General features: G+C 69.2%; 21 protein-coding genes. 11 read left to right on the top strand and 10 right to left on the bottom strand.

What is annotated here, in order from left to right; translation table 11 throughout:
* Nucleotides 1-13 precede the first annotated feature (13 nt).
* The 4 genes from ABGB12_RS12085 to ABGB12_RS12070 all read right to left on the bottom strand — a co-directional run bounded on the left by ABGB12_RS12085 (nucleotide 14) and on the right by ABGB12_RS12070 (nucleotide 4,255).
* Nucleotides 14-1,360, bottom strand: coding sequence for a chitinase (locus tag ABGB12_RS12085; RefSeq protein WP_347677022.1), 1,347 nt, complete (start codon nucleotides 1,358-1,360; stop codon nucleotides 14-16).
* Nucleotides 1,361-1,457: 97 nt separating this feature from the next.
* Nucleotides 1,458-2,765, bottom strand: coding sequence for a chitinase (locus ABGB12_RS12080; RefSeq protein ID WP_347677020.1), 1,308 nt, complete (start codon nucleotides 2,763-2,765; stop codon nucleotides 1,458-1,460).
* Between the two features lie 139 nt (nucleotides 2,766-2,904).
* A complete protein-coding gene (locus tag ABGB12_RS12075; RefSeq protein WP_347677018.1) occupies nucleotides 2,905-3,816 on the bottom strand; it encodes a hypothetical protein in 912 nt (303 codons plus the stop codon).
* 208 nt (nucleotides 3,817-4,024) lie between these two features.
* Nucleotides 4,025-4,255, bottom strand: a complete 231-nt coding sequence (locus tag ABGB12_RS12070) for a hypothetical protein (RefSeq protein ID WP_347677016.1) — start codon at nucleotides 4,253-4,255, stop codon at nucleotides 4,025-4,027.
* A gap of 618 nt (nucleotides 4,256-4,873) precedes the next feature.
* Here ABGB12_RS12070 and ABGB12_RS12065 point away from each other — a divergent pair.
* The 4 genes from ABGB12_RS12065 (at nucleotide 4,874) to ABGB12_RS12050 (ending at nucleotide 8,340) form a co-directional block, all read left to right on the top strand.
* On the top strand, nucleotides 4,874-6,430 hold the full coding sequence (locus tag ABGB12_RS12065; RefSeq protein WP_347677014.1) for a long-chain-fatty-acid--CoA ligase: 1,557 nt from the start codon (nucleotides 4,874-4,876) through the stop codon (nucleotides 6,428-6,430).
* Between the two features lie 88 nt (nucleotides 6,431-6,518).
* Nucleotides 6,519-7,058 carry a helix-turn-helix domain-containing protein gene (locus ABGB12_RS12060; RefSeq protein ID WP_347677012.1) on the top strand — a complete coding sequence of 180 codons (540 nt, stop codon included), beginning with the start codon at nucleotides 6,519-6,521 and terminating at the stop codon, nucleotides 7,056-7,058.
* Nucleotides 7,055-7,741, top strand: coding sequence for a hypothetical protein (locus ABGB12_RS12055; protein ID WP_347677010.1), 687 nt, complete (start codon nucleotides 7,055-7,057; stop codon nucleotides 7,739-7,741). The genes ABGB12_RS12060 and ABGB12_RS12055 overlap by 4 nt, the downstream gene beginning before the upstream one ends.
* Nucleotides 7,742-7,857: 116 nt before the next feature.
* The gene (locus ABGB12_RS12050) at nucleotides 7,858-8,340 is read left to right on the top strand and encodes a VOC family protein (protein WP_347677008.1); all 483 of its coding nucleotides are present in this window, start codon (nucleotides 7,858-7,860) and stop codon (nucleotides 8,338-8,340) included.
* A 93-nt stretch (nucleotides 8,341-8,433) separates the two neighbouring features.
* On the opposite strand, the gene ABGB12_RS12045 is transcribed toward ABGB12_RS12050, so the two are convergent.
* A complete protein-coding gene (locus ABGB12_RS12045) occupies nucleotides 8,434-8,841 on the bottom strand; it encodes a nuclear transport factor 2 family protein (protein ID WP_347677006.1) in 408 nt (135 codons plus the stop codon).
* 72 nt (nucleotides 8,842-8,913) lie between these two features.
* Here ABGB12_RS12045 and ABGB12_RS12040 point away from each other — a divergent pair, with 72 nt between their 5' ends.
* Together ABGB12_RS12040 and ABGB12_RS12035 are read left to right on the top strand one after the other, a co-directional pair.
* Nucleotides 8,914-9,861 (top strand): LysR family transcriptional regulator, encoded by a 948-nt coding sequence (locus ABGB12_RS12040; RefSeq protein WP_347677004.1) that lies wholly within the window; start codon nucleotides 8,914-8,916, stop codon nucleotides 9,859-9,861.
* 124 nt (nucleotides 9,862-9,985) lie between these two features.
* A complete protein-coding gene (locus ABGB12_RS12035; protein ID WP_347677002.1) occupies nucleotides 9,986-10,753 on the top strand; it encodes an arylamine N-acetyltransferase in 768 nt (255 codons plus the stop codon).
* Between the two features lie 79 nt (nucleotides 10,754-10,832).
* Here ABGB12_RS12035 and ABGB12_RS12030 read toward each other — a convergent pair whose 3' ends face one another.
* Complete coding sequence (locus ABGB12_RS12030) at nucleotides 10,833-11,588, bottom strand: SDR family oxidoreductase (RefSeq protein ID WP_347677000.1); 756 nt, start codon at nucleotides 11,586-11,588, stop codon at nucleotides 10,833-10,835.
* A 54-nt stretch (nucleotides 11,589-11,642) separates the two neighbouring features.
* Here ABGB12_RS12030 and ABGB12_RS12025 point away from each other — a divergent pair, with 54 nt between their 5' ends.
* Complete coding sequence (locus tag ABGB12_RS12025) at nucleotides 11,643-11,990, top strand: ArsR family transcriptional regulator (RefSeq protein ID WP_347676998.1); 348 nt, start codon at nucleotides 11,643-11,645, stop codon at nucleotides 11,988-11,990.
* 168 nt (nucleotides 11,991-12,158) lie between these two features.
* Here ABGB12_RS12025 and ABGB12_RS12020 read toward each other — a convergent pair whose 3' ends face one another.
* Entirely contained in the window at nucleotides 12,159-12,389 is a 231-nt protein-coding gene (locus ABGB12_RS12020) for a hypothetical protein (RefSeq protein WP_347676996.1), read from the bottom strand.
* 69 nt (nucleotides 12,390-12,458) lie between these two features.
* On the opposite strand from ABGB12_RS12020, the gene ABGB12_RS12015 reads away from it, so the two are divergent.
* Nucleotides 12,459-12,725 (top strand): hypothetical protein, encoded by a 267-nt coding sequence (locus ABGB12_RS12015; RefSeq protein ID WP_347677712.1) that lies wholly within the window; start codon nucleotides 12,459-12,461, stop codon nucleotides 12,723-12,725.
* A gap of 306 nt (nucleotides 12,726-13,031) precedes the next feature.
* Here the strand turns inward: ABGB12_RS12015 and ABGB12_RS12010 are convergent, their stop codons facing one another.
* Both ABGB12_RS12010 and ABGB12_RS12005 read right to left on the bottom strand, forming a co-directional pair.
* On the bottom strand, nucleotides 13,032-13,517 hold the full coding sequence (locus tag ABGB12_RS12010; RefSeq protein ID WP_347676994.1) for a MerR family transcriptional regulator: 486 nt from the start codon (nucleotides 13,515-13,517) through the stop codon (nucleotides 13,032-13,034).
* Between the two features lie 9 nt (nucleotides 13,518-13,526).
* The gene (locus ABGB12_RS12005) at nucleotides 13,527-14,402 is read right to left on the bottom strand and encodes an SDR family NAD(P)-dependent oxidoreductase (protein WP_347676992.1); all 876 of its coding nucleotides are present in this window, start codon (nucleotides 14,400-14,402) and stop codon (nucleotides 13,527-13,529) included.
* 517 nt (nucleotides 14,403-14,919) lie between these two features.
* Here ABGB12_RS12005 and ABGB12_RS12000 point away from each other — a divergent pair.
* Nucleotides 14,920-15,411 carry a hypothetical protein gene (locus ABGB12_RS12000; protein ID WP_347676990.1) on the top strand — a complete coding sequence of 164 codons (492 nt, stop codon included), beginning with the start codon at nucleotides 14,920-14,922 and terminating at the stop codon, nucleotides 15,409-15,411.
* A 22-nt stretch (nucleotides 15,412-15,433) separates the two neighbouring features.
* Nucleotides 15,434-15,922 (top strand): hypothetical protein, encoded by a 489-nt coding sequence (locus tag ABGB12_RS11995; protein ID WP_347676988.1) that lies wholly within the window; start codon nucleotides 15,434-15,436, stop codon nucleotides 15,920-15,922.
* A 33-nt stretch (nucleotides 15,923-15,955) separates the two neighbouring features.
* Here ABGB12_RS11995 and ABGB12_RS11990 read toward each other — a convergent pair whose 3' ends face one another.
* Entirely contained in the window at nucleotides 15,956-16,432 is a 477-nt protein-coding gene (locus ABGB12_RS11990) for a MarR family transcriptional regulator (protein ID WP_347676986.1), read from the bottom strand.
* Nucleotides 16,433-16,545: 113 nt separating this feature from the next.
* Between ABGB12_RS11990 and ABGB12_RS11985 the strand changes: the two genes are divergently transcribed.
* Entirely contained in the window at nucleotides 16,546-16,959 is a 414-nt protein-coding gene (locus ABGB12_RS11985) for a DUF6069 family protein (protein WP_347676984.1), read from the top strand.
* Nucleotides 16,960-16,977: the final 18 nt, after the last annotated feature.

Below are 16,977 nucleotides of genomic sequence, written 5' to 3'. Positions count from 1 at the left end.
CCGGTGGATCCGGTCAGAAGCCGGCGGTGATGCGGGTGAACTGCCAGGGGTCCTGGGGGACGCCGCTGCAGTTGGTCCTGACGTCGCCGGGGCAGGGGCGGTCGCGGTTGACCGACCAGAACGCCAGGCGGCCCAGGCCGCGGGAGGAGGACCAGTCGCGGATCGCCTTCCAGGTGGCGGGAGTGGTGATCTCCTTCTGGTCGGAGTGCCCGTTCATGCCGGAGATGCCCATCCGGCTGTAGGCGGTGCTGTCGCTCCAGCCCCATACGGAGACCAGCTCGCGCTTGAGGCCTTCGGCGGCGCTGACGGTGTCGGCGTGCAGGTCGGAGCCGCCGAAGTTGAACGGCATGATCGTGTAGTTGTCGATGTCCACGCCGAACGTTTTGGCCTGCCGGATGAGCCGCACGCCCCAGCCGTCCGGGCCGTTCTTGTCAGTGCTCATCGTGACGATGACCTGGACGCCGGGGTTGTCCCGCTTTACGATCTTCAGACCGCGCAGGATGCGGTCCTGGACGGCGGCGTTCTTCAGCTCGTCGTCGTTCTCCAGGTCGAAGTCGACCGCCGCCGGACGGTGGGCGTCGATGACCTTCTGGACCGCGGCCGCGTACTCCTCCGGGCTGGAGCAGGCGGGGCCGAGCTTGCGTCCCGACCAGCCGCCGAAGGAGATCTGGACGTTCCCGCCCGCCGCCTTGATCCGCGAGATCGTCCGGGCGTCGACGCCTCCCCGGAGCGGGCGGTCGCCGTCCCAAGCCGGATCGCATCCGCCGCCGGAAAGGACGAAGGCCATGGTGAAAGACCTGATCCCGGTCTCTTTCATCACCGTCTCGACCTCTGGCGGACGTCCCCAGCCCAGGTGGAGGTACGCGGTGGCCGTCGGGCTCCCCGCAGCCGAGGGAGTGCGAGTGCAGCCACGCGTCTTCACCTGGAGGGTCCTGCGCTTGGACTCCCCTTGCGCGTTGAAGGCCACGACCTCCAGCCGGTACGACCGGCACGCCTTCAGGCCTTTGATCCGAAGCTTGTTCCCGTTCCCGGCCGCCAGGAGCTTCGTCCCGTCGTACACCCGGTAGCCGGTGACGTCCCCGCCGGAGGCACCCCACTTCAGCGACACGCTCGAGACGTCGACGGCCGTCGTGGGCTCGGCCGGAACCTTCGGAACCCGGGTCTTCTCGAGCTGCTTCGGCAAGGCGGACTGCTCCGTGGCCGCCGAGGACGGCTCCGGTTCCGGCTTCGGAGTCCACGAGGCCGAGTGCCGCTCACGCTGCTTGCTCCCGTCGGCGGCGAGCACCGCGACGGCCCCGGCTCCGATACCTCCGGCCACGACCCCGGCGACGATGCCGATGCCCAGATCAACGCGCCTCATACGACGACTCCTCGGCCAGAAGGGAAAAGAGCCCCATAAGCCTAGAGCACACGTTCTTTTCCGGCAGTGCCCGCGGCGTTCGGAGTTCTCGATCTGCTCAGAAGCCGGCGGTGATGCGGGTGAACTGCCAGGGGTCCTGGGGGACGCCGCTGCAGTTGGTCCTGACGTCGCCGGGGCAGGGGCGGTCGCGGTTGACCGACCAGAACGCCAGGCGGCCCAGGCCGTGGGAGGAGGACCAGTCGCGGATCGCCTTCCAACTGGCGAGGGTCGTGACCTCCTTCTCGTCGGAGTGGCCGTTCATGCCGGAGATGCCCATCCGGCTGTAGGCGGTGCTGTCGCTCCAGCCCCGCGCGGCCTTCAGCGCGCGCTTGAGGCCCTGGGCGGCGCGGACGGTGTCCGTGCGCACGTTGGAGCCGCCGAAGTTGAACGGCATGATCGTGTAGTTGTCGATGTCCACGCCGAACGTTTTGGCCTGCCGGATGAGCCGCACGCCCCAGCGGTCCGGGCCGTTCTTGCCGGTGCTCATCGTGACGATGAGCCGGATGCCGGGGTTCTTCCGCTTCACGATCTTCATGCCGCGCAGGATGCGGTCCTGGACGGCGGCGTTCCTCAGCTCGTCGCTCTCCATGTCGAAGTCGAGCGCGGTCGGCCGGTAGGCGTCGACGACCTTCTGGACCGCGGCCGCGTAGGCCTGCGGGCTGGAGCAGGCGGGGCCGAGCTTGCGTCCCGACCAGCCGCCGAAGGAGATGTGGACGTTCCCGCCCGCCGCCTTGACCGCCGCGATGGTCCTGGCGTCGACGCCTCCCTTGAGCGGGCGCCCGCCGTCCCAGGCGGGGGCGCATCCGCCGTCGGAGAGGATGAAGGACATGGTGAACGTCTTGAGCCCGGTCGCCTTCATGACCTTCTTCACCCGCGGCGGACGCCCCCAGCCCAGGTGCAGGTAGGTCGTCGCCACGGGGTTCCGCGCGGCTCTCTCGCAGCCACCGGTCCGCACCTGGAGGGTCGTGGGCCTGGATTCGCCCTTCGCGTTGAAGGCGGACACGGCCAGCTTGTACGCCGAGCAGGGCTTCAGGCCTTTGACCTGCAACTCGTTGCCGTTCCCGGCCGCCAGGAGCTTCGTCCCGTCGTACACCCGGTAGCCGGTGACGTCCCCGCCGGAGGCACCCCACTTCAGCGACACGCTCGAGTCGTCGGCGGTCGTCTCGACGGGTTCGGCGGGAGGGGAGAGGTCCCGGTTCTTCGCGAGTTGCTCCGGCGCGCCGGCCGGCTCGGTGTCCTTCGGCGATGCCGTCGCCGGCGTCTTCGGCTTCTCTCCGTCCGACCGGGTCGCCACGAGGGCTCCCGTTCCGATGCCCACGGCCACGACCCCGGCAACGATTCCGATGCCCAGATCAACGCGCCTCATGCGGCTCCTCAGTCACGGGGGAAAAATCCGCCCAAGCGTAAAACACTACCCATCAGGCGTAAGGCCAAAACGACACTAAAGATCATTACGTTATGAAAAGCCCTTGGCTTCGGGCTTCTCGGCCGCCGGTGCGGCGGGTTCAGCGCCGGAACACGACGGCGGAGACCGGCAGCACCGGGTTCTTGCGTCCCAGCAGCGACAGCGTGAAACCGTGCTCGGGCACGACGCCGCACAGCTCTCCCGGCTCTACCCGGACGCCCCGGGCCTCCAGGTCGGCGGCGACCTCGGCATAGGGGCGGCCCAGCAGCCGGACATCGCCGAAGCGCGCGGTGCCCTTGGCCCCCACATAGCCGATGACCAGCGTCTTCAGCCGCTCGTCCTCATCGAAGGTCAGGATCAGCCCGTGGTCGAAGTACCAGTCCTGGGCCGCCCCGCCGTAGGAGGGGACGCTCTGCAGCGCGGGCCCCAGCCGCTCGCGCAGCTCCCACCTGTCCTGCCCGAGCCGCACCGTAGGCGTGCCCTCGCCGGACACCAGGACGTGCTCGGTGATCGGCTCGACGCCGGGCTCCCGGGACATCCTGAGCACGCCCTCCGAGGGGCTGCGCAGGAACACCCCGATCGACTGCACGCCCAGGGAGTCGTCCTCCGGGTCCGCCGCGGTGAGGTTGAACCCGGCCTCGGGCACCTCGCAGCCGGCCTCGCCGTCGACCACCCGGTGCCCGCGCTCCCGCAGGTCCGCGACGACCTTCCCGTAGGGGCGGCCGGTCAGCAGGACGTCGTCGTAGTGGGCCGGGGCGACGTCGTGGAGCTCCAGGTAGAACAGTCGGTCCAGGTCGTCGTAGAAGAGGATCAGGTCGCCCTCGATGTAGTGGTCGCACACGCCGGTCGCCCAGACAGCCTTGCGGAACGTCCTGACCTCTCCCACCGCGTCCCCGAACGCCCGGGAGAACTGCCGGGTGATCTCCCGCCTGGTCCTGCCGAACAGGATGGGCTTGGCGAGCAGTCCCCCTATGCCTTTGAAAGGCAGAATCTCCCACCCGAAAAGACTCACCTGGGAATGATGCCAGAGATGGGATGCGTCACGGGCCTGACCTTGTCTCGGACGCGCGAACGGCCCCCTGGGAGATCCCGAGGGCCGTCGAGCCGCCAGAGCCAGAAGCCGGGCAGAGGAAGCTGAACCCGGCGAGTTTGGAGAGGCTGCCGCTGTAGCCGCAGATGATGGAGCCGGTGAGCAGAGGGATGATGAGCGGGCATACCGGTCAGGATTCTTCGATCTTGGCATGCACCTGCTTGTGCAGTTGATCCACGATCTCGAAGAGCTGGTCGACGTCGAGTAGGCGGGCTCTGTCGATGATGATGCGGCGTGCCGTGTCGAACCGCTCGGGGGCTGTGAGCCGACCGGTGTGCAAAGTGTGCTCGTATTCGCGCTGGAACCGGCGCACCTGTTCTCGGGTGAGCTCGAGCTCGATGGCGATGGCTTCTTGGGGCACTTTGTTCTCGCGGGCCCGGCTGCATGTATGCCAACTCATAAGTAGGCCTATGCCACATGTTGGGTTGGCCTACACTGCTCAAGAAGTTTAAAGAGGAACCGTTCGCGTTTGCATCGGCAGGCTCCGCTCCCTTGGCCTCCTTGAACTGGTGAAGCCGCACAAGGCACCGGGTCGCGCTGGGGGAGAGGGGCGTGCAGCGGAGTACAGGATGACGACTCCGGACGACCTGCTCCTGCGTGCTGCTTACCTCGACCCAAACGAGCAGGAGGTGACGGTCCCCCAGGGGTGGACATTCCTCCCGTCCGCAAGCCGAGGGCGAAGAAGAGCGACGTGGCTGTGGATAACCCAAGATCCCCCCGAAAAAGGTGTGAGGGATCCCTCGGTGATTCGGAAAGGCATGAGGGATCCCCCGGTAACCAGGACCACTGACCAGGACCACAACTACCGACCAGGTCCACGAAAAAATCACCGGGCCCACGACTCGGAGTCCTGTGATCACGGGCTGAGGTGGAAGTCTCTCGGGACCCTGCCGAAGCTGTGGACAACGCCCGAAGCAAGCCGCGCCGTGGTCGAGGACGGGCAGAGTGTAAGTTTCCACTTATGCGTGGAGGAGGCTTGATGTCGGTGAGCGGATGGGGCGGAGCCCACTGGGTGGACCATGTGGCGCGGCACGCCCACGCGCGTCCGGACGGGGTCGCGTTGCGGTTCGAAGGGGCCTCTACGACCTGGGCGGAACTGCACCGGAGGGTCCAGGCCCTGGCCGGCGGGCTGCACGCGCGGGGGGTGCGGCAGGGCGACCGCGTCGTGGTGCTGATGACCAACCGGCCGGAGTTCGTCGAGACCGTCGTCGCGGTGAACCTGCTGGGCGCGATCGCGGTCCCGGTGAACTTCCGCCTGTCGGCGGCAGAGGCGTCCTACATCGTCGCCGACAGCGGCGCCCGGGTGATGGTCGCCGACAGCGGGCTCGCCCCGCTCGCGGCCACGGTGCGCTCGATCGGCGAGGGCGCGCTCGCCTGCCTGGTGACGGGAGAGGCCGCGGCCGAGGCGGGACCGGACGCCGAACGGTACGAGGACGTGCTGGCCGAGGGAGCCGAGCCGCCTTCGGCGCGGATCGACGAGCGGGACACCGCGCTGATCATGTACACGTCGGGGACGACGGGGCGCCCCAAGGGCGCGATGCTCTCGCACCTGAACCTGCTCATGCAGTCGTTCACCCTCATCCGCGCGTGGCGGCTGTTCGGCGACGACGAGATCAACCTGTGCGCGTCCCCGCTGTTCCACATCGGGGCGATCGGTTCGGTGGCCCCGATGCTGATGGTCGGCGCCACCACGGTGGTCCTGCCGAGTGGGCAGTTCGACGCCGCCGCGACCCTCGGGCTGATCGAGTCCGAGGGGATCACCAGCGCGTTCCTCGTCCCGGCGCAGTGGCAGGTGTTGTGCGCCGAGCCGTCGGCCTCCGAGCGGGCCCGCTCGCTGCGGACGATCAGCTGGGGCGCGGCGCCCGCGACGGTGACGCTGCTGGAGCGCATGGCCGAGGTGTTCCCGCACGCCTCGAACGTCGCGGTGTTCGGGCAGACCGAGATGTCCCCGGTCACCTGCGCGCTGGAGGCGCAGGACGCGCTGCGCAAGATCGGTTCGGTGGGCAGGCCGGTGGCGACGGTCGCGGCGCGGATCGTGGACGGCGGCATGAAGGACGTCGCGCCCGGCGAGGTCGGCGAGATCGTCTACCGGGGGCCGTCCACGATGTCGGGGTACTGGAACAACCCGGAGGCCACCGCGGAGGCGTTCGAGGGCGGCTGGTTCCACTCCGGCGACCTGGTGCGGGCCGACGAGGAGGGCTTCATCTACGTCGTCGACCGCAAGAAGGACATGATCATCTCGGGCGGGGAGAACATCTACTGCGCCGAGGTGGAGAACGCCCTGGCCGCGCATCCGGCCGTCGCCGAGGTCGCGGTGGTCGGCGTGCCGCACGAGCGCTGGGGGGAGACTCCGCTCGCGGTGATCGTCCCGGCGCCGGGGTCGCAGGCCCCGACGGTGGAGGAGCTGTCCGAGTGGTGCAAGGACCGGCTGGCCTCCTACAAGAAGCCGACGGCCGTCGTCGAGGTCGCGGAACTGCCGCGTAACGCCTCGGGGAAGGTGCTCAAGCACGAGCTGCGCGCGGCGCACTCCGGCTGAGCCGACGACGTGGGACCGCCCCGGATTCCGGGGCGGTCTTTTCTTCCGGCTTGCATTCTCACAATCGAGAACGTTATCGTTCTCGATTGTGAGAAAGGTTGATGTGGTCCTCCACCCGATCCGGCTGCGGATCGTGCAGGCGTTCCTCGGCTCCGGCACGCTGACCACCCGGCAGCTGGCCGAACGGCTGCCGGACGTCCCGCAGGCCACCCTCTACCGCCATCTGGGCACGCTCGCCGAGAACGGGATCCTCGTCGTCGAGCGGGAGAACCGGGTGAGAGGAGCCATCGAACGGGTCTACAGCCTGCCCGCCGACTCCGCCTCGCTGACCGGAGCCGACCTCGAAGGAGCCACGCCCGAAGAACACCTGCGGTACTTCGCGACGTTCCTGGCGGCACTCCAGGGCGAGTTCACCCGCTACCTGAGCCTGCCCGAGACCGACCTGGTCGCCGACGGAGTCGGCTACCGCACGTTCGCGCTGAACCTCACCGATGAGGAGTTCACCGCCTTCATGGCGGAACTCGGGGAGGTCGTCGCCCGCGCCGCCGCCAACCCTCCGGCCCCCGGTCGGCGCCGCCGCGCGTTCGCCCGCATCACCATGCCCCTGGAAGGACGAGAAGACCCATGACCGCTCAGACCGCCGGCATCAGGACGCTGCAGCGCTCGGCCCTGCTGACCGTCCCCGTCCTCCTGGTGCTCCTGCCGCTGTTCGCCCTCGCCCTCGGCTGGTGGAAGGGCGCCCCGGACTGGACCGCGATCGGCCTCGGCGCCGCCGGCTGGCTGGTGGCGCTCATGCTGCGCGGCCCCGTCGCGGCCGCCGTCGCCAAGCAGCCCGGGGAACGCGCCGCGCTGATCGTCGCCTCGGCCTCAGGCCCGTGCGAGGAACTCGTCCGCCTCGCCCTCGTCGTCCTCCTGCTGTCGGGAGCCGAGGAAGCGCTGTGGGCGGGGTTCGGCTGGGGCGCCGTCGAGATCGTCTACACCGTCGTCAACGCGCTGGTCATCCGCTCCCTGCTGGGGCGGAACGACCCTCAGGCCGTGGAGGCCCGCGCGCTCCTCGAGGCCCAGGGCACCCTGCGCGCCGACGGCCCTGTGTGGGCCTTCCTCGAGCGGATCGGCGCGACCCTCCTGCACATCGGCTTCACTCTTCTCCTGGTGTGGCAGCCCTGGATCGTCCTGGCCACCGTCCCGCTGCACTCCGCGGTCAACCTCGGCATCGTCCGGCTGACCCGCGTCTCGTTGCCGCTGGCCGAGGGACTCTTCGTCGCACTCAGCACGACGGTCTTCGCCCTCGGGGCCTTCCTGGTGCTCTGACCTGCGGCTCGGATCGTCTTCCCGCGGAAGGCGGTCGGTGACAGCGGGCCCGGAGGACGGATATCGTGCCGTTCAACCTGATCTTCCTGGGAATGGGCTGATGCGGGATGAACGAGATGACGGTCCGTCCTCCGAGCGGCGTGCCGATCCTGGAAGGGCGACGCGTAGGGCAGATCGGGATCATCGTGCCGGACATGGATGCGGCGCTGGCGTCCTACAGCGCGTTCTGCTCGCCGGGACGGTGGCGGATGGTCGAGCCCTCCGACCCGATGCCGGGCTCGACCTACCGGGGTGAACCCGGACGTTTCTCTGCCCGGCTGGCCTTCGGAGGAACCGATCCGGAGATCGAGCTGATCCAGTCGCTGCAAGGGCCCAGCGTCTACAGCGAATGGCTCGGCACGCGCGGCCACGGGGTACACCACCTGGCCGTCTTCGTGGACTCCCTGGAGGACTCCACCCGGGCGATGGAGAGCGCGGGGTACCCGGCGGTGCAGTCCCTGCTCGGGTACGGGCCTGCCAGGGACGGCGGATACGTCTTCTACGACACGGTCGCCGAACTCGGCTACTTCCTCGAGGCGATCAAGCTCTCGAGCCGTTGACGTCCGTCAGGATCCGAGGAGCGCAAGCCGACCCTCAAGATCATTCTCAGTGATGGCGGCTGTCCGCGGGTTCCTTGACTCCGGACTCAACGGTCATCTGGGTATGCGGTCGAGGACCCGTTCGACGAGCGCCGTGTCGCAGTGCTCGACCACCTCGGTGATGCGTCCGTCAGCGACGCGGAAGATGTAGCAGTACGTCTGGTGGTACGGCTCTCCGTTCATCGTCGTGGCGTAGCCTCGGGCTTGCACCATGACACGGTCGCCGTCGGCGAGGATGAGGTCCGCTTCGCTGCGATAGTCACCTGCGAACTGTGCCATGAGCGGGCGCAGCAGCCCGTTCACCACCACCGGCTTCGAGGCCCACTCTCCGGCCCATGACCAGTTCCCCGGGAACACCCATCGGCAATCGTCGGCCAGGGCGTCGCTCATCGCGCGAACGTTCCCTTCAGCCATGTGCTCGAAGATGCGCTGGACGAACTGCTTGTTCTGGTCGATATCCATGTGATGAGAGGTTAGGCAGCCGCAAGACATGCGACAAACGATGATCTCGCATGACCGGTATCATGTTTTCGCATGGCTGAGTTCACGCTGCTGGGTCTGCGCGTCGTCCGCGAGGCGGCCCGCTGCGGCTCCTTTTCCATGGCGGCCGAGCGGTTGGGCTACACGCAGTCGGCCGTCTCGCGTCAGATCGCGCTGATGGAGCAGGCCGCCGGCCGACCGCTGTTCGAGCGCCAGGCACGCGGCGTGCGGATGACCGCCGCCGGCAGGATCGTCGTCCGGCACGCCGAGGCGGTTCTCGGTGAGCTGGCCGCCACGCGAGAGGATCTGCGCGACCTCGGCGCACGCTCACCGGGTCGGCTGCAGGTCGGAGCGTTCTCTACCGCCATGGCGGATCTGGTACCCCGGGCGATCGCCGGCTTCGTCCGGACGCACCCGCACACCCGCGTGCCGCTGCGCGAAGGGATCAGCCGCAGCCTTCTGACGTCTCTCAGCAAGGGACGCCTCGACTTGGCGGTGGTGACCCCGCCCGACCGCCTGCCGGTCGGTGTCGAGACCACCCCCCTGCTCGACGACCCGCTGCTCGTCGCGACCCCACGAGAACACCCTTTCGTCGGCCTGGCGAGCGTCACGACCTCGATGCTCCGCGGAGAACGCTGGATCGTGGGCAGCACCGAACCGGACTCGACTCTTCTCGGAGCGTGGATGGACGCCGAGCACAAGCCCGACGTCGCTTTCGTCGCCCGTGACTGGGTCGCCAAACTCGGCCTGGTCTCTGCCGGGCTGGGCGTCACGGTCGTTCCCGGTCTCGCCGTGCCGGCACTGCCGGCGTCGATCGAGGTCGTGCGCATCGATCATCCCGCGGCGATCCGCACCACCGCTGTGGCCTACCGCCGCGACATGGCGGACGACCACGACCGGCGCGCCTTCACCGACACGCTCCTCGACGCCGCAGCCGAGACGTCGGCCAGCGTACGTTTTCGGCTTCGCCACGGTGGTACGGCAGGTAGATCCCATGGATGAGGCCTGGGATTCCCCTAGCTACCGCGAGTCAGGGCGTCCGGCCCGCCGTGAACTCGGCGATAGAAGATCGACTCGCCGTCTGATGTCCGTCTCATGGTTTTTGTCCTGGGGCACACTGGATGGCGTGAACGAGGAACAGATCGGGCGGTACCTGGCGAGGATCGGCGCGGACAGGCCGGACAAGCCCGACCTCGAAGGACTGCGCGTCCTGCAGTACGCCCACCTGCGGGCGGTGCCCTTCGAGAATCTGAGCATCCATCTGGACGAGCCGATCGTCCTGGAGGAGGCCGCCCTCTACGAGAAGATCGTCCAGCGGCGCCGCGGAGGCTTCTGCTACGAGTTGAACGGCCTGTTCTCAGCCCTCCTGCGCGCCCTCGGATACGAGGTGACGCTGCTGGCGGGCCGGGTACGCGGCTCCGACGGCACCCTCGGCATCCCCTACGACCACCTGACCCTGCGCGTCGACCTGGACGAGCCGTGGCTGGCCGACGTCGGCTTCGGACACTTCACCGACGGGCCGCTGCGCCTGAACGCGCGGACTCCGCAACACGACCCCTCCGGTGTCTACCGCGTCGCCGAGAGCGGCGGCTTCCTGGAGGTCCACGACTCCGAGGACTCCCTCCTCATCGACCCTCGCCCCGCCGAACTCGAGGATTTCAGAGCCGCCTGCTGGTGGCACCGCACGTCCCCCGACTCGCACTTCACCCGTTCCCCCGTCTGCAGCATCCGCACCGCCACCGGCCGCGTCACCCTCAGCGGCACCAAACTGATCACCGCCGAAGGCGACGCCCGCACCGAGACCGTCCTCCCCGACGACGCCTCCGTCCTCGCCGCCTACCGAGACCACTTCGGCCTCGTCCTCGGCCGCGTGCCGGTACCGCGCAGAACCTGACCGCCGCTCGCGGCCCTGGCGCGGTCTTCGACGGGCTCGCCGTCAGGGTGTCGTTCCCCTTCTCGGCTCCGAAGAGAGGTCAAACGAGCTCGAGTCCGCCGTCGAGCGTGAGCACCTGACCGGTCATCCAGGTGGTGCCGGGATCGGCCAGACGCAGGATCCAGGCGGCCACCTCCTCCGGTTCACCACGTCGCCCCAGGGGAATGGCCTTCCTCTCCTCACGCTTGATGCGTTCGACCTCACCGGCCGGCAGCCCCGCGACGGACAGGGCCTCGCTCTCGGTGGGCCCGGGAGCCAGAGCGTTGACCCGGACGCCGTCAGCGGCCAGTTCCAGAGCCCAGCTGCGGGTGAGATGTTCCAGCGCGGCCTTGGACGCGGCGTAGTGGGCCGCGCCCGGCAGAGGACGATGGCCGTAGGTGCTGGACACGTTGACGATCGTGCCCTTGGCCCGGCGCAGGTGGGGGAGAGCGGCACGGGCCAGGAGGCCGGGGGCGGTGACGTTGAGCGCGAACAACTCCGCGATGCCTTCGGCGGTGGCCTCTTCCAGCGGCATCATCCGGGTGGCTCCCGCATTGTTCACCAGTACGTCCACCCCGCCGCAGAGTGCGGCAGCGGCTTCGACGACCTCCTCGGGTGCTCCGGGGGCGCACACATCAGCGGCGTGCACGGCGATCGCGGGATGCAGCCCGGCGGTCGTATCCAGCGCCTCCTTGCGGCGGCCCACCCCGAGCACCCGGGCTCCCGCCCTGGCGAACGCCAGTGCGGTGGCACGCCCGATCCCCGATCCGGCGCCGGTGACGATGACGGTCTTTCCCTCCAGCGAGCCGTCAGGCATATACCCTCCTTTGTTCGAAGTTCGTAAAACATCGAACAAGCTACCATTGTCCTCATGAAACAGGCGCGGCATCCCGAACCCCACGAGATGACCCTCATCGCGGTCATGGGAGCCCTCAGCGACCCCATCCGGGTAGGGCTCGTCCGGGTGCTGTCCGACGGCCGCGAACGAGGCTGGGGCCAGCTCCGTGCACCCGTCGCGAAATCCACCCTCAGTCACCACCTGCGGATCCTCCGCGACGCAGGCGTCACCCGCACCCGCCAGGAAGGCACCCGCTGCTACGTGGAGCTGCGCCGCGCCGACCTCGAATCGCGGTTCCCCGGCCTGCTGGACGCCGTCCTCAACGCCGCCCACGCCGACGACGTGGGCCTCCAAGTCGGCCTGAACGACACCGCTTCCTGAGAAGGGCGGAATGACCGGCAGATGCACAACGACGTCCTCAAGGTCGACGCGGGTCGCCCGTTGCGGTAGGTGGCAACACCCTGATTCCGCCGGAAGCCGGTTGTACGTCAACGCAACCCCTCCCACGGCCTGAATCCCTGAAGGGCTCCGGGCGGGACGGGGCGTCCGTCAGTTCAAGGACTCGTGGGCGCGGGCCGTCCAGATGGCGAGGGCGGCGGTGAGGGCGCAGGCGGCGCCGAGCCAGAGAACACCATGGAGGGCGAGGGAGTCGACGATGACGCCGCCGAGCAGCGCGCCGAGGCCGATGGACAGGTTGAACACCGCGACCCACAGGGCGGACGCGGCCTCCACCGCCTGCGGCGCTACCTTGATCATCCAGGTCTGCAGGCCGACCGACACGCCGCCGTAGGCCAGGCCCCATGAGAGGAGGATGATCGTCCCGCCGACGGGCCGGGCAAAGGCTGTTTCATCGTGAACACCGCCACCGAACTCGGCACCGTCGACGCCGAGATCGCCGCCCGCACCGAGGCCGCCTTCGACGTCACCCTCGACGCCTTGCGCACCCTCCTGCGCGAGGCCCGCCGCCGCGGCGAACTGGCCGCCGGCCTCGACCTCGACGCCGCCGCGGAACTCCTGTTCACCACCGTTCTCGGCCTGCGCGTCCGCGAACGCGCAGGCCACGACCCCGCCCGCCTCTCCGCCGCCGTCGCCTCCCTGGGCCCGGCCCTCTCCTGACTCCACGACCGCCGGCCGTACAGAGGCAGCTTCAGGGGAGCGGTGCGAAGAACCGCGAGGGCGGTACCTGCCGTATGAGAAATAACCTCGCAGTTCCCGCGTCCACTGGCGGTCCGGCTGTACCCCTTCTCGCCTGTGACCTGGTCTTCTTTCTGCTCCCCGATTGCGGGAGCACGGGATGAGGGGACTTCAGGAAGCGTGAAGGTTCCTCTTCGTCGCCGATGTCTTCGCCCAAGTGATGAAGACGAGGGTGACCGTGCCGACTGGGCGCGGTGGACCCATTCGGCGCGGTTCGGTGCCGACGGGTCAGGCCTTCCCCACTGACGACGGGCCGGTGTGGCCGCCGTAAGTGGCGATCTTGTATTCGGTCGCCGCCAGCGACAGGGTCAGCTCCTTGAGCTGCCGGCGGATCGTGTCGCGGTGTTCGAGCAGCAGGTCAAGGCGCTCGGGGACGGTGTCGTCGCCCTCGTCGGCCAGCCGCACGTAGTGCTGAAGGTCGCGGATGGCCATCCCGGACAGGCGCATGCGGGTCAGGAACACCAGTCTCCGTACCGCCTCCGCGTCGTAGCTGCGGTGGCCGCTGGCGTCGCGGCCCACCTCGACCAGCCCGATCCGCTCGTAGTAGCGCAGCGTGTGCGGCGACATGTCGAGCAGGTCGGCGGCCTCCGTGATGGTCATGGGGTCGGTGGCGGCGCTGACGTCGACGAGGCGGTGGATTACCTCGACCGACATCGGGCCGTCGACCTCGTCGAGGGCGGCGAGCGCCTTCGACATCAGATCGTCCGTGGCCATGGCGACACTCTAGATCGGCCGGGCGGATGCGGGGGCGCCGGGGAAGTCGGCGGCACGCGCGGTAGGGGCCCAACGTTCGAGCTCCTCCAGGTTCTGCCGGTAGGACCTTCCGATGCGCTCGACCGCCTCACGCCCGAGCGGAAGGCGCAGCGGCAGCTCGTCACCGGCGACCAGGTCCACGATGATCTCCGCGGCCCGTACTGGATCGCCCTCCTGAATCCCGTCGGCGCTCGCCATGTCGTTGCGGACGGCCCCCAGCAGCCCGGTGTACGCGGCGCCGGCGTCGGCGAACCCGAGCACGTCGGGCGCGTTGAACGAGGTGCGGAACCGGCTCGGCTCGACGATCATCACCCGGACCCCGAACGGCGCGACCTCGCCGGCCAGCGCCTCCGACCAGCCTTCGAGCGCGAACTTGCCGGCCGAGTACGCGCCGACACCGGGGAAGGAGATGCGCCCGCCCTGGCTGCTCATCTGCACGATCGTGCCCGACCCCTGCTCGCGAAAGTACGGCAGGACGGCCCGCACGAGCGCCGCCGGACCCAGCAGGTGTAGTTCCAAAGACGCACGAAGCTCCTCTTCGCCGACCTCCTCGGCCGCGCCGACGACCCCGCGGCCGGCGTTGTTCACCAGCACGTCCACCCGATCGAACCGGTCGGCCGCCGACCGTACGACGTCCCCGGCGCGCCCGGTGTCACGCACGTCGAGTTCGGCGACCAGCACCTGGTCGCGGTGGGCGTCCGCGAGGTCGGCCACCGACCCGGGCCGCCGCACGGCCAGCACCACGTTGTCGCCCCGCCCGACCGCGCACTCGGCGATGGCACGGCCGAAGCCCGCCGACGCGCCGGTGATGATCCATGTCCGCTGAGACCCTGGTTGAGATGTCATGCCGGCGACGCTAGGAGTTCGAGCGCGCTCGAACGCAAGCGCGGCGTCCGCCGCTGCTCGTCGACGGTCTGCCTGCCGATGCGTTCACTGCCCCCGGTCGGCGTGCCGAGCCGTACGTCGTCTCTTGGGTTCGCCGCGAACCCAAGGCCGGATACGCCCACCACGGACCAAAGCCGCCCTCGGTTCGCTGAGGATCCTTCAGTTCGCCGCGGACCCTGGGGTTTCCCGGCCCTCCGCTCCCGAACGTGTCCCCAGCCCCAAAGTGGGTCGTGACGGCCCCGACGTCCCGAGCTACGGCGAGGGACCGGATGGCGTGCGCCTTTTCGATCGAGTCAGGAGGGAGGGCGGCCGGAGGCCTCCGGCCGCCGGGAAACAACGACCTCGGTACTCGGCCGACGTTGCCGACCGGACTCATCCCAGTCGGCCTCGGCTCCGGCTCCAAGTCGCCTTGGCGACACCATCGGGCACGCTGTGTCATGATCGATTACTCCACGTGACTTCACTGGAGGGGGTCTTCATGCGTGTTCGTCTGGCCTGCGCCGCCGCGACCCTGGGGATCGTCGGCTCCGTGCCGGTCGGTACGTCCGGGGCTTCGGCCGGGACGGGGGAGGTCGAGCCGGGGGTCTACCAGATCGCCACGCCCGAGGGGCAGTGCCTGGGCGGGACGGGGGAGAAGGACGTCTCGTTGTGGCTCGGACCCTGTGAAAGGAGCGGGTGGCAGGTGGAGGCCACAGAGGGCGGGTATGTGATCAAGCATGCGGTCACGGGCGGATGCCTGGCGCCCTCGGTGCTGAGGATCTATCCGCAGCGGGTGGGCGTCCGGGACTGCGGCGACCTCGACGAACGGTGGGCCATCACCGGGCTCGGCTCCGAGGACGGCCGGGAGCAGGTGCGGATCACGCGGCCCGACTACTACTCCTCGCTCTCCTGGCTCAGCGACAAGGAGCCGGTCTTCCTGCTGCCCCAAAGCCAGACCGGTAACCAGCGGTGGGTGCTCAAAAGGCTTTGACGGCATCAAGGAAAGAGGTTTCATGTTCGGTCGTCCAGGGCGGGCGCTGTCGGCGTCGGCCGCCTTCCTCGTGCCCGTGGTGTTCGTCTCCGGGGCTTCTGCCCCGGTGGAACCGGAGGCGAGGATCGCGCCGGGGGTCTACGAGCTCGTCGCCTCCGGCGGCAAATGCCTGCACAGTGACGACGGGGACCAGGCGATGGTGTCGGTCGGGGCATGCGACACCAGATGGAGGATCGCGGACAACGGCGAAGGATACGCCGTCAGGCACGCGGTGACCGGAAACTGCCTCGCCCCGTCACTGGCGGCGGTCTACCCGCCGCACGTGGCGACGCGCTCCTGTGAGATCTCCGACCCCGTCTGGACGATCCTCCGGACGGGCGCCGATGAGGTGACCATCTCGCTGGACGTGGGGTTCGCCCTGCTGAGCTGGATGGGGGACTATCCGCTGACCGTGCTCGTGGATGAGGAGCCCGTCGGAGGCGGGCAGCGGTGGGCGCTGCGCCAGGGCTGACGCCCCTCCCCGCCCTCTTCCAAGGGCGGGCTCTCACTCTTCGTCCAGGGCGCGGGCGAAGCGGGTGAGCAGGCGGGCGAACTCCTTCCTGTCCTCGGGGCTCCAGTCCTCGAGCAGGCCCGCGTAGAACGTCTGGCGGGTGCGGTGGGCGGTGTCGATGGCCAGGCGCCCGGCGGGGGTGAGCTCCAGGCAGCTGCGGCGGCCGTCCTCCTGGGAGGCGACCCGGCGGACGAAGCCCGCCTTGACCGCCTCGGCCACGATCCGGCTGGCGCGAGAGGGATCGACGGCCAGCCGGTCGGCGACGAAACCGACCGTCACGTCCTGCGGGTCCCGGGCCTCGTCGATCGCATCGATGACGGTGAGGGTGTTGAGGTCCATCGGGACGTCCAGGGACTGCAGGACCGTCCGGGCGAGGCTGCGGCGTGACTGCCTGCGGCGGATGCGGATCATCGCGGACTCGACGGCGTCGAGCACCACCGCCTCCACCGGGCTGAGTTCCTGACCACTCACGTTTCGATGCTATCGGCATATGGGTGGGCGAAGCAGGGCTTGACATCCAGCATTCGTATGCGAAAGTCATGTACATGTTCAAAGCATTCCCCTGCTGAAGGAGACACAAACCCATGTCCACCCCCTCTGCCGTCCGCTCCGGCGGCACCGCCTTGCTCCGGGGCTCGGCCGTCATCGCCGCGGTCCTGGCCGACGTCCTGATCTGGATCGTGGCCGACGTCTTCCTCGAATCCGACCTGCGTATCCCCGACGGGCCCGGCACCACCGCGACCAGCGCGCTCGCCCTCCCGGCGGTGGCCATCTCGGTGGCAGTGATCTCCCTGGCGGGCTGGGCTCTGCTGGCCGTCCTGGAACGCCTCCACCGCCACGGCCGCACCGCCTGGACGGTCGTCGCCCTCCTGGTCCTGGTCCTCTCCCTGTTCGCGCCGCTGTTCTCGCCCGGCCTCGGACCCGGCAACCGCGTCGCCCTGGTCTGCCTGCATCTGGCGGCCGCCGCGATCCTCATCCCCGCCTACCGCAGGCGGTGAGTCGCGGCCCGCGGTGCC

The sequence above is a fragment of the Actinocorallia sp. B10E7 genome, from assembly GCF_039871655.1.
Classification (GTDB): Bacteria; Actinomycetota; Actinomycetes; order Streptosporangiales; family Streptosporangiaceae; genus Actinocorallia.
This window is presented reverse-complemented; position numbering and strand designations above follow the sequence as displayed.